This window comes from Lentzea tibetensis, assembly GCF_007845675.1.
Taxonomy (GTDB): Bacteria; Actinomycetota; Actinomycetes; order Mycobacteriales; family Pseudonocardiaceae; genus Lentzea; species Lentzea tibetensis.
The window spans coordinates 37,942-49,212 of sequence record NZ_VOBR01000002.1; the positions used below are offsets into that span (position 1 = coordinate 37,942).

At 69.2% G+C, this 11,271-nt stretch carries 9 protein-coding genes; 4 read left to right on the forward strand and 5 right to left on the reverse strand.

Going from position 1 to position 11,271, the window contains the following annotated elements:
* Together FKR81_RS02325 and FKR81_RS02330 are read right to left on the reverse strand one after the other, a co-directional pair.
* Complete coding sequence (locus FKR81_RS02325; RefSeq protein ID WP_146349219.1) at nucleotides 1-687, reverse strand: alpha/beta fold hydrolase; 687 nt, start codon at nucleotides 685-687, stop codon at nucleotides 1-3.
* Nucleotides 688-765: 78 nt separating this feature from the next.
* Entirely contained in the window at nucleotides 766-2,136 is a 1,371-nt protein-coding gene (locus FKR81_RS02330) for a lamin tail domain-containing protein (protein WP_222598153.1), read from the reverse strand.
* Between the two features lie 60 nt (nucleotides 2,137-2,196).
* Here FKR81_RS02330 and FKR81_RS02335 point away from each other — a divergent pair, with 60 nt between their 5' ends.
* A complete protein-coding gene (locus FKR81_RS02335) occupies nucleotides 2,197-2,448 on the forward strand; it encodes an SMP-30/gluconolactonase/LRE family protein (protein WP_146349220.1) in 252 nt (83 codons plus the stop codon).
* Between the two features lie 10 nt (nucleotides 2,449-2,458).
* Here the strand turns inward: FKR81_RS02335 and FKR81_RS02340 are convergent, their stop codons facing one another.
* The gene (locus FKR81_RS02340; RefSeq protein ID WP_146349221.1) at nucleotides 2,459-3,232 is read right to left on the reverse strand and encodes an META domain-containing protein; all 774 of its coding nucleotides are present in this window, start codon (nucleotides 3,230-3,232) and stop codon (nucleotides 2,459-2,461) included.
* A gap of 150 nt (nucleotides 3,233-3,382) precedes the next feature.
* Here FKR81_RS02340 and FKR81_RS02345 point away from each other — a divergent pair, with 150 nt between their 5' ends.
* Nucleotides 3,383-5,251, forward strand: a complete 1,869-nt coding sequence (locus tag FKR81_RS02345; protein WP_222598154.1) for a galactose oxidase-like domain-containing protein — start codon at nucleotides 3,383-3,385, stop codon at nucleotides 5,249-5,251.
* A 33-nt stretch (nucleotides 5,252-5,284) separates the two neighbouring features.
* On the opposite strand, the gene FKR81_RS02350 is transcribed toward FKR81_RS02345, so the two are convergent.
* Nucleotides 5,285-6,061, reverse strand: a complete 777-nt coding sequence (locus tag FKR81_RS02350; protein ID WP_186762710.1) for a HEAT repeat domain-containing protein — start codon at nucleotides 6,059-6,061, stop codon at nucleotides 5,285-5,287.
* A gap of 396 nt (nucleotides 6,062-6,457) precedes the next feature.
* Between FKR81_RS02350 and FKR81_RS44840 the strand changes: the two genes are divergently transcribed.
* Nucleotides 6,458-8,341 carry a S8 family serine peptidase gene (locus FKR81_RS44840; protein WP_235921235.1) on the forward strand — a complete coding sequence of 628 codons (1,884 nt, stop codon included), beginning with the start codon at nucleotides 6,458-6,460 and terminating at the stop codon, nucleotides 8,339-8,341.
* Nucleotides 8,342-8,622: 281 nt separating this feature from the next.
* Here the strand turns inward: FKR81_RS44840 and FKR81_RS02360 are convergent, their stop codons facing one another.
* Nucleotides 8,623-9,480 carry a DMT family protein gene (locus tag FKR81_RS02360; RefSeq protein ID WP_146349225.1) on the reverse strand — a complete coding sequence of 286 codons (858 nt, stop codon included), beginning with the start codon at nucleotides 9,478-9,480 and terminating at the stop codon, nucleotides 8,623-8,625.
* 479 nt (nucleotides 9,481-9,959) lie between these two features.
* Between FKR81_RS02360 and FKR81_RS02365 the strand changes: the two genes are divergently transcribed.
* Nucleotides 9,960-11,264: a serine hydrolase domain-containing protein gene (locus FKR81_RS02365; RefSeq protein WP_146349226.1), complete on the forward strand. Its 1,305-nt coding sequence runs from the start codon at nucleotides 9,960-9,962 to the stop codon at nucleotides 11,262-11,264.
* Nucleotides 11,265-11,271: the final 7 nt, after the last annotated feature.

An 11,271-nucleotide genomic window follows, 5' to 3' on the forward strand; every position in this document is an offset into this window, starting at 1 on the left:
TCACGATTTGTCGGCCACCGAGGCGAGCAGCTCGGCGAGCTCCCGCGGCCGGGTGACCATGGGCCAGTGGCCTGAGTCGATGTCGACCAGGTCGAGGTGCTCGGCCCTGGCCAGCTCCGGGATCTCGCCCGCGTCGATCCACTCCTTCGCCTGTGCGGGGCTGAACTCGGGACACACGAGCACGACCGGGACGGCGAACCGCCGTTCGTCGGTCAGGCGCACGACGCCGCCGGCCACCCCTTCCGGCACGGGGATGGCCGCGGCGGCGAAGCGTTGTTTGGCCTGCTCGTCCAGGTCGGCGGAGTCCGGTCCCTCGAACGGGCCCCAGCCGGGGAACGGCATGGCGCCGTCCACGATCTCGAAGAAGTCGGCGTAGGGCTTGCCGTCGGAGGTCGGGAAGCCGCCGATGAGGACGACCTTGGCGAGGCGGCCCGGTCGCGCGTCGGCGGCGAGCCACGCCAGGGTGCAGGCCGCGGAGTGCCCGACCACCACGGGTTCGCCGGCCGCGGAGTCCACCGCGGACAGCACCGCCGCCACCTGGTCGTCCAGCGTGGCGGACGTGGCGCCGTCCCCCTGTCCCGGCAGGGTGACCGGCACGGCGCGGTGGCCGAGCTTCTCCAGCTCGGCCGCGACGTCGTCCCAGACCGATCCGTCCAGCCACAGGCCGGCCACGAGCAGGATGTCCACGATCAGGCTCCGATCTCCAGTGCGGTCACGTCACCCTAGGACGGGTTCCGGACGATCCGCATCCGGATCAGAGGCCGATCAGCACGTGATGGTGCCCCTGCGCAGCGCGTGGCCGCCGGTGTTGCTGTCGTCGGCCCAGTAGACGGGCTTGGCGCCGCCCACGCACTCGTCGGCACCGGCGGGGAAGAAGCCCTCGTTGTTGATGTTGGGCATGCCGCCGGGCCTGGTGTGCACCGCGGTGGTCGTGAACGTGCCGGAGGCGTTGATCTTCATGGTGCGGTGCTGGCCGTCGCACGTGTCGTCGCAGACGACCCACAGACGGGAGGCCTGCGGTTCCCACTGCAGCTCCACGACCGCGCTCATGCCACTGCTGAAGGAAGCCACACGGGTGTGGGTGCCCGAGTCCTGCAACACGTAGCCGTGGACCACGCCGGTGCCCTCGACCCCGACGAAGAACACCCCGCCGCTGTGGGTGCCGTAGCGGCTCGGCGTGTAGGCCGCGCCCGTCGACGCGTCGATGAACCCGGCGCCGGTCAGGACCGAGTCGGGAACCCAGGTGATGCCTTCGAAGCCGAGGTTGGCACCCACCGGCGGCAGGTCGGAGGTCAGGTTCCACTCCTTGGCCGCGGTCAGCGCGGAACCCGTTCCGCCCACGTCGTACCGGAGCACCGACGTGCGGCTCGAGCCGCTGCCGTTGCGTTCACTGGCGATGAACACGCCACCGGCCGCGACGGTCACGCCTTCGCTGTCCGGCGTGCCGGAGCCGCCGGGGAACCGCAGCGCCTTGCCGGACGACCATCCGGACGCGGTGTCCGGGGTCCACCCGCCCGAACCGTTGCGCACCAGGCGCCACAACTTCCCGGAGTTCTGGGCGGCCCACAGGACGTCGCCGTCCTGGTAGAGGCCGCTGACGTCCTGGTCGAAGACGTTCGAGCCGTCGGCGTTCGTCACCGATGCGCCGCCGGGCCAGGCCAGCGGCGCGGAGCCGCCGCACTGGTTCGGTGCGCCGAGCGTCAGCGCGGCCTTGCCGAACGCCCCGGTTCCGTCAGGGCAACGGGACCACGACGGGTCGGAGTGATCGCTCCAGCTGACGTCGTCGACCAGCGTGCTGCCGTCGCGCTGGTACAGGCGCGCCTTGTCCGCGGAGCCGAGGCCGAAGGCGTTGTGCACGTCGAACGCGCGGAACGCGCCGGCGGCCAGGGTGGTGCCGGAGGGGATCGCGTACTTCGAGCTGTTCTTGTCGTCCTTCAGAATCCAGCCCGAGACGTCGACGGCGACGGCGCCCGTGTTGTGCAGCTCGATCGAGTCGTCGACAGCACCCGTGGTCACGACCTCGTTGATGCGGACCGCGCCGGCTGGAGCGGCGTGGGCCACGCCGGTCGTCAGCAACCCGGCCACCAGCACCGATCCTGCGATGACGGAGAAGCGGGAGGTGCGTGGTTCGATCACGTCGGCCGTCCTAACGTCGTTGACACACGGCGGCTTCAGGATTGCGGCGTGGTCTGAACGATGGCCGAACTGCTCGTGATCACACCACCATCCTTCGGTGGAATCCGATCGGCTCGCGGCCCGAACGACCGCATCTGGGCCGCCGCGGCGGACGGTGTGCACTGCATCCACCCGGACGGCTCGTTGCTCGGCAGGATCGGTGTGCCCGAGGTGGTGCCGAACCTCTGCTTCGGCGGCCCGAAGCGCAACCGCCTGTTCATCACCGCGACGAGGTCGGTCTACACGTTGCTGTTCAACGTCAACGGTGCCTGATCGGCCGTTGTCACGACGAGGCGCGCAGGTGCAGGCCACGGCCGCTGGGATGGGTGAGCACGAGGGCGTCGGCGGAGATGTCCTGGGTGACCGGGCCGTCGAGCACGGCGAGGACGGCGTTCTCCACCAGCTGTTGTTCCTGTGCGCACTGGACTTTCGTGGTCGTGATCTCGGAGAAGGTGATCGTGGTCCCGTCCTGGACGGCAGTGCCGGTGAGCCGGTTGCACCCGGTCGTCCCCTCCACCCGGTTGCCGTCGGCGAACACGAGGTGGGCCTCCGCGCCCGCCGGGACCGAGCTGACGGACTGGCCGTCGGCGAGGGAGTCGACCTGCCACCGGGTCGATCGCAGCGGCCGGTCCGGATCGGCCGTCCTGCGGTCGGTGAGGCGCAGTTCGGTGCCGTTCGTGCTCAGCAGCAGGTCGTCGCCCTCGAGCCGCCAGGCGGGGCCGGCACTGATGAACCGGGAGAACCACGCGTCCTGCTCCTGCAGCGGGGGATCGCATCCGATCCCGGTCGTGCTGAGGTCGGAGACGGTGAGCTTGCCGCTGTCGAGGCTGGCTCGGCCGCCGATGTGGTTGCAGCCGGCGTGGGCCTTCAGCTCGTCGTTCTCGAACGTCATCCGCAACCGGGTACCCGTGACCAACGGCCGAGGTTTGCCGTCTTCGGTGACCGAGGAGGACAGGAACGTCCGGCCCCAGGGTGCTCCGGCCTGTCCCGAACCGCCACCACAAGCCGCCGTCAACAGCACTCCGGCCACGAGCGCCGCACCGGTCAGGGTTCTCATGCCGAAAGGACGGGACCGAGTGCGGTCGAGGTTGCTCCGCCGCGTCACATGAACGTTCAACGCCGTCTCGAGGGATCGTCACCGCCGTTCTCGCCGTGGTACAACGGGTGTCCGACGCCGAGGACCACGACGATTCCTCGAGGCGGCGGCGTGTTGGAACTGTTGCGGCGCAATCATTTCCTCCTGGCCAGGCGACTGACCTTCGTGGCCGCGGCGACGTGCGCCGTGGTGCTGGTCGTGTCCGTGCTGTCGAGCGGCGCCGCACACCACGGGCCGTTGCCTCCAGCGGCGATGAGACACGCGCCCGCGTTGCCGCGGACCGTGGTCGCACGCGACGCGCACTCGATCACCCTGGACGTGCACCGGATCCAGGTCGTGTCCGCGCTCGTCCACCGGTCGCGCGGCGCGATCGGTGGCTACGAGATCCGGTTGAGCGCGGACGGCCGGACCTGGGGTGAGCCGGTCGCGTCCGGCTCCCAGGCCGACACCCCGCGGACGCTGAGCTTCTCCCCGCGAGCCGCCAGGTTCGTGCGGCTCGTGGCCACCTCCGGGGACCTCCCGGACACGGAGTTCGACGTGCTCGGTGGTGGCCCGGTCGCGGCGGTGAACCCGGCCGTCGCCGGATCGTGGGGAAAGGTCATCGGCTTCCCGCTCGTGCCCGTCGCGTCGGTCACCTTGCCGGGCAACCGGTTGCTGGCCTGGTCGGCGTATCTGCCCGGCGACCACGGTGACGAGCAGGGGTACACCGAGACGGCCGTGCTCGACCTGACCACCGGTGCGGTGAGCAGCAGGAAGGTGGTCGAGACCGGGCACGACATGTTCTGCCCCGGCACCGCGATGCTCGGCGACGGCAGGCTGATGGTGACCGGCGGCAGCAACAGCGCGAAGACCAGCATCTACACCCCGGCCACGAACACCTGGCAGCCGGGACCGGACCTGCGGATCCCACGTGGCTACCAGGGCATGACGCCGCTCGCGACGGGCGGCGCGTTCGTGCTGGGCGGATCGTGGAGCGGTGCGGTCGGAGGCAAGCAGGGCGAGGTGTGGTCGCCGAACGGTGGCTGGCGCGTGCTGCCGGGCGTGCCGGTGGAGCCGACGCTGACCGACGACCCCGGCGGCGTGTGGCGTTCGGACAACCACGGCTGGTACCTCGCGGTGGCCGGCGGCCGGGTGTTCCACGCGGGGCCGAGCCGGAAGATGCACTGGATCAGCACCGATGGCGACGGATCCGTCACCGACGCGGGCACCCGCGGCGAGGACGCGATGAACGGCAACGCGGTCCTCTACGACGTGGGCAAGATCCTCACCGTCGGCGGTGCGACCGCGTACGAGGAGGTGTCCGCCAGCAAACGGGCGTACACCGTGGACGTCAAGGGCGCCAAGCCGGTCACCAAGCGCGTCGGGGACATGGCGAACGCCAGGGCGTTCGCGAACAGCGTGGTGCTGCCCGACGGCAAGGTGCTCGTGGTCGGCGGCCAGTCGTTCGCGGTGCCGTTCAGCGACGAGAAGTCCGTCCTGGTCCCCGAGCTGTGGGATCCGGCGAACGGGAAGTTCACCCCGATGGCGCCGATGGCCGTGCCGCGCAACTACCACAGCGTCGCCAACCTGTTGCCGGACGGACGGGTGTTCTCCGGTGGCGGTGGGTTGTGCGGCGAGTGCGCGACCAATCACTTCGACGGTCAGATCTTCAGCCCGCCCTACCTGCTGAAGGCCGACGGCACGCCGCGGGCCCGGCCCGTCATCGTGTCCGCGCCACCCGCGACCGCTCCCGGAGCCAAGATCACCGTGCGGACCGAGAAGGCGGTGAAGGCGTTCTCATTGGTCCGCACCGGCGCTTCCACCCATTCTGTGAACAACGACCAGCGCCGGGTTCCCCTGCCCATCACGTCGACCAGCGGCACGACGTACACGCTCACCGTGCCCGCTGACCGCGGTGTGGCGCTGCCCGGCACCTACCTGTTGTTCGCGCTCGACTCGGCCGGCACACCCGGCGTGGCCTCGACCATTCAGATCGGATAGCGGGTGACCGCTGTCGGACCGTCCACAGTCGAATCAGCCTTCGTCGGCTCGGGTCAGGCGCCCGATGACGGTGGTGGCCATCTCGCTGACCCGGTAGAGGTTCGTGGTGATCTGCACGTCCTGCGACATCGGGGCGTGGTCGTGCTCGGCCAGTTCGCGCAGGACGGGTAGCGCGCCGGCCTCGCCCAGGTCGCCGAGCGCGTTGGCGGCCAGGCAGCGCACGTCCGGGTCCTGGTCCCGCAGGCACTCCAGCAGCGCCGCGGTCACCTCCGTGCCGCCGAGATGTCCCAGCACGTAGGCGGCGTCGGCGCGCACGCCGGGGTCCTGGTGGTGCAGCGCGTCGAGCATCGGCGTCACGGCGGTGGCGGGCCGCAGTGCGGCGAGCGCACCCGCGATCGAGTACCTGGCGTGCCAGTCCGCCGTGGTGAACCGCGCGACGAGCCCGTCGGCCGCGGAGACGTCGCCGATCGCGGCCAGGGCGTCGGCCGACGAGCCTTGTACGAGTTCGTCCTCGTCGTCCAGTGCGGCCAGGAGATCCGGCACGGCCTCACGAACCTTCAACGCGCCCAACGCGTCGGCGAGCGCGTGCCGGATCTCCCCGGTTCGCCTGCGGAACGCGGCGAGCAGCGGATCGGCCGCGCGCGGGTCGCCGAACTCGGCGAGTGCGCCGGCGACGGAGAAGACCACGGCCTCGTTGTCGTCGGTGAGCAGGCGGGCCAGGTCGGGGACCGCCGCGGGGTCGCCGATCGCCGCCAGCTCACGCACGGCTCGCAGACGAACCTCGGCGGCCGGGTCTTGTAGTTCGCGCACGACGGTGACCATAGGCCCCGGTCACCACATCGCCGCCACATGCGAGGTGTGTTGCACCGCTTGGGTTTCAGTTGCGCTGGGAACCTCGGTCGCCGGTTGACGAACACGACGGTCGGTCCGCGACGCGGCTAAAGGACCAGACCCATGACTGCTGTCTGCGTTGAACGCGGTGGCCACACCGGGTAGCCGGATGGTCCCGACGGAGTCACTTCGCCCGATACCCGCTTTTTCGAGTTACAAACCGCCCGCTGCAACGACCTCCTTGATGGCGTGGCGGATTCGTTCCGCGATCAGCCGATCGCTGTCCGTGCGCCTCGCAAGGGTTGTCGGATGAGAGGGGCGTTTGTGAAAACCTCGGGCAGACGCGCCACACGGCGCGCGCTTGTAGGGATCTTGGTGGCCGCCGCGACCGGACTGTCCGGTGTGGCGACGGCTTCGGCGGCCGACAAGGCTGTCATCGCGGCGCCTGCCGGCCAGGCGATCGCGGATCAGTACGTGGTCGTGCTCAAGAACGGTGCGGCGGCGCTCAACGCCACCGCCAGCGCGAACGCGCTGGCGCGCCAGTACGGCGGGAAGGTGACCGCTACGTGGCAGCACGCCTTGCAGGGGTTCGCGATCCACGCGAACGCGGCGAACGCCAAGGCGTTGGCCCGTGACTCCCGAGTGTCGGGGGTCTACCAGGACGCCAAGGTGCAGGCGGACGCCGTTCAGGTGAACCCGCCGTCCTGGGGGCTGGACCGGATCGACCAGCGCAGCCGGCCGCTCGACCAGCGCTACAACTACACGCCGACCGGATCCGGCGTGCACGCGTACGTGATCGACACCGGCATCCGCGTGACCCACACGACGTTCGGCGGGCGCGCGAGCTGGGGCACCAACACGACAGGGGACGGCATCAACACCGACTGCCACGGCCACGGCACGCACGTGGCGGGCACGATCGGTGGCCAGGAGTACGGCGTGGCGAAGGCGACGCAGCTGGTTGCCGTCAAGGTGCTGAACTGCTCCGGCAGCGGCAGCTTCGCCGGTGTGATCAGCGGAGTCGACTGGGTGACCGCGAACGCGATCAGGCCGGCGGTGGCGAACATGAGCCTGGGCGGCGGCGCGTTCGACCCGTTGGACACCGCGGTCCGGAACTCGATCGCGTCGCGGGTCACCTACGCGCTGGCGTCCGCGAACTCCAACGCCGACGCGTGCGGGTTCTCGCCGGCCAGGGTCGCGGAAGCGCTGACGGTGAACGCGACGGACATCAACGACGTCAGGGCGCCGTTCTCCAACTTCGGCACCTGCACGGACTTGTTCGCACCCGGCGTGGGCATCGTCTCGTCGTGGAACGCGAGCGACACGGCCACCAGCACGCTCAGCGGCACCTCGATGGCCGCTCCGCACGTGGCCGGGGTGGCCGCGCTGTACCTGCAGCGGCATCCAGCCGCTCCGGCCCAGCGCGTGAACGACGCCATCGTCCGCAACGCCACAGCCGGTGTGGTCGCCAATCCCGGGCCGGGCTCGCCGAACCGGTTGCTCTACTCGCTGTTCACCCGGTGGGGTCCGGAAGGTGACTACAACGGCGACCTGACCACCGACTTGACGGTGTGGCGGCCGTGGGAAGGCAACTGGTACGTGCGCGGCATCAGCACCACGCAGTGGGGCGTCGGCGGTGACATCCCGGTTCCGGGTGACTACAACGGTGACGGTGTCACGGATTTGGCTGTGTGGCGGCCTTCTGAGGGCAACTGGTATGTCCGTGGGATCAGCACCACGCAGTGGGGTGTCGCGGGCGATGTTCCGGTCCCTGGTGACTACAACGGCGATGGCGTCACGGATTTGGCTGTGTGGCGGCCTTCTGAGGGCAACTGGTATGTCCGCGGGATCAGCACTACCCAGTGGGGTGTCGCGGGCGATGTTCCGGTCCCTGGTGACTACAACGGTGACGGTGTCACGGATTTGGCTGTGTGGCGGCCTTCTGAGGGCAACTGGTACGTCCGCGGGATCAGCACCACGCAGTGGGGCGTCGGCGGTGACATCCCGGTTCCCGGTGACTACAACGGCGACGGGGCCACCGACCTGACGGTGTGGCGGCCTTCCGAGGGCAACTGGTACGTGCGTGGCATCAGCACCACCCAGTGGGGTGTCGCAGGTGACGTCCCGGTCCCCGGTGACTTCAACGGCGACGGCGTCACGGACCTCGCCGTGTGGCGGCCGTGGGAAGGCAACTGGTACGTACGGGGTCAGTTCACCATCCAGTGGGGCATCGGAGGTGACATCCCGCTCGCCTCGTAGACCGATCTGATTGCTCGAAAGTGGCTCTTGCCGGCCTTCCTGCGGCAAGAGCCGCTCTCAGCTGCGCCGGTTCCGCTCAGCGGGCCGAAGGCTTTCCCTGTTCGGTGTCGAACGACATCTGCGACAACGTCACGTGACGGTGAAAACCCAATCGCCACAACACTTTCGGGGAAATCCATGCGCAAAGGAATCGCCATCACGGCCGCTGCCGCAGCGGTCTTGGCCGGCGAGCACGGCGCCCCGATGCCACCGGCACCGGGGCGCCCCGCGCTGGACCGTGATCAGGTCGTCCGCAGGCCGTCTGGGACGCCAACCTTCTGGCGGACGGTGGCCGCGTAGTGCGCGACGCCGATCGCTCCGGCGATCGCCAGCACGAACCCCGCGGCCGCGGGGACGGCGTATCCGGCGCGTACTCGGTCGTCGAGGTAGGTCAGTCCGACGAGGGAAGACAATGCCGTGTTGGTGGTGAACATGATCGCGGTGACCGTGGTCGGTCCGCCGTTCTGCAGTGCCATCGCGAACAACACCGCCGCGGCGAGTCCGTTGAGGATGATCGCCCAGACCGATGGTTCCAGGACGAGCCGCCATGCCGCGTCGGGGAGGGTGAGTGTCCGCGCTGAGATGCCGACGACGCAGTAGCCGAGACCGGAGCCGAACGCCAACAACGGTGCTGCCCGAACGTGGTTGCGGCGCCTGGAGTAGACGGCGATGGCCGCCACCGGGACCACGATGCCCACGAGGATCCAGCGCCACTCCGGTGGCAGGGTTCGTGCCGGGCTCGGGTCGGCGGAGACGCCCAGCAGAACGAGGCCGGCCGCGCCGACACCCAGCGCGCCCCATCCCGCCGCGGCCAGGCGGGTGCCCATGAAGACCGAGATCGTGGCGGTCACCCCGATGCTGAACGCGAGCAGCGACTGGACCAGGAACAGCGGCAGCCGGTGCAGGGCCGCGGCCGCGAAGACGAATCCCAGCACGTCCACGCCGAGCCCGAGGAAGTAGATCCACTGGCGCCGGAGGGCCATCAGGTCGACGGACGTGCCGCCGTAGACGCCGGCACGTCGGACGCCCATGGATTCCAGGATCGAGCCACTGCCTGACGCCAGCGTCGCCAGCACAGCGAAGACGTATCCCAGAATCATCCGTCGAGTGTGGCAGCCGGAAGGAGTCCTCGCCCCTATTCCACCCGATCGCATCTGGACGGCGAGCCGCTCCGCCGCGATCCGCCAATGCGGCTGAGATTCCGCTGTTGAAACTGGGAGCATTGTGCTGAACGGGTCGCCGGATGACGAACGTCATACCGAGTTGCCCAGCCCGGCCGTGAAAGTCTCGTGTGGATGGTGATGGCAGTCGCGATCTCGCACGCGGAAAGATCATCGGCGATTGGAGGGCGAATCTGCGGTATCCGGCGGTACTCGTCGGCGTGGCGCAGTAGTAATGTGATGGTGTTGCCCTGGACCTCGGTAGCGCGAACAGCGAACTGGGGTCCTTTGTGCATCATGCGGATCCCCGGTCGGTTCTCCAGGAGCAAACGCGTCCGCATCGGCTGATCGTGCGTTGGGCGCCATCGATCATTTCGTGCCCGGCAAGTCAGTCGAAGCACTGGGGAGGATTCACCGGTATGCCTGGCGCCGAAACTGCGCACCTCGGGAAAGTATTCGCCGATCTCGTGCGACGACACGGTGTTCCGGCTGCCCAGCTCGCCATCCAGATGGACGGCCGCGCTGTGGACGTCACGGCCGGTGGCGTCACCCCGGACGCCAAATTCCCGGTGGGGTCGATCACCAAGGCGTTCACGGCGTCGTTGGCGATGCTCCTGGTCGCCGACGGCGACCTCGATGTGGACGACTGGATCGGTGCGTACCTCCCCGAACTGGGAACCGAATCGGACAGTCTCGGCGGCCGGCTGACTCTGCGCCAGATTCTCAGCCACACCAGCGGGTTGCCGTCGAGTTCGGATGAGCGGTCCGACGTGGTCTCCTCGCCGCGCGAGTACCTGCGCGACTGCCGTCAGCTCACTCTCGTCCAGCCTCCCGGTTCGGGGTTCACCTATTCCAACGTGGGGTATGTGTTCATCGGCCGCATCGTCGAAGAGATCACCGGGATGAGCTGGCGGGACGCGATCGAGGCGCTCCTGCTCAAGCCGCTCGGCATCGTGCCGTCGTTCATCGTGCCGCCGGACCCGCGCAATCCGCTCGATTCCTTTGTTTCCGGGCACGCTGTGAACGAAACGACCGGCAGGGCACTCGCAGTCGCCCAGACAATGCGAGCGGTCGAAGCGCCCTGTGGCGCGCTCGCGTTGAGCGCCAAGGACCTGGTCACGTTCGGGCGCGCGCATCTGACCGGTTCCGCGCCACTGGACCCGCGTGCGTTCCAGGACATGCGGCGTCCTGTCTCCGGCTCCGAACCGTTCGGGCTCGCCGACGGCTGGGGGCTGGGCTTGGCGGTCTTCCGGGGTGCTGATGCCGACTGGGCCGGTCACGACGGCAACGCCGACGGCACGTCGTGCCGTCTCCGGATCGATCCGGCGCACGACCGCGTGGTCGCGCTCACCACGAATGCGAACACCGGCTCGGCGTTGTGGGACGAGTTGGTCGATGAGTTGCGGGCCGTGGACATTCCAGTGGGTGACTACGCCGCGCCCGAACTGGGCGCGCGGATCCCGGTTCCCGGCACCCTGTTCGGCAGTTACTCGAACGGTGACATGGAGTACGTGGTGGACGGGCCGGACGGTGCCACGGCCACCCTCGTGGTCAACGGAGAGAGGTACCAGGAGTTGATGCTGCACGAAGGCTGGCTCTTCTCCGTCCGGGAGCCCGCCTCCGGCCGCCGGATCCTCGGTGGTCGTTTCCTGGGGGATTCGTCGACGGGACAGGCGAGTGGGATCCAGTCCGGCGGTCGTGTCGCCGGTCGTGGGAATCCCTGACGCATCA

Excerpts from the sequence above, each read along its gene's own strand:
- FKR81_RS02335 (WP_146349220.1), top strand. The coding sequence starts at position 2,197 with ATGGCCGAACTGCTCGTGATCACACCACCATCCTTCGGTGGAATCCGA.
- FKR81_RS02340 (WP_146349221.1), bottom strand. The coding sequence starts at position 3,232 with ATGAGAACCCTGACCGGTGCGGCGCTCGTGGCCGGAGTGCTGTTGACG.
- FKR81_RS02360 (WP_146349225.1), bottom strand. The coding sequence starts at position 9,480 with ATGATTCTGGGATACGTCTTCGCTGTGCTGGCGACGCTGGCGTCAGGC.
- FKR81_RS02365 (WP_146349226.1), top strand. The coding sequence starts at position 9,960 with ATGCCTGGCGCCGAAACTGCGCACCTCGGGAAAGTATTCGCCGATCTC.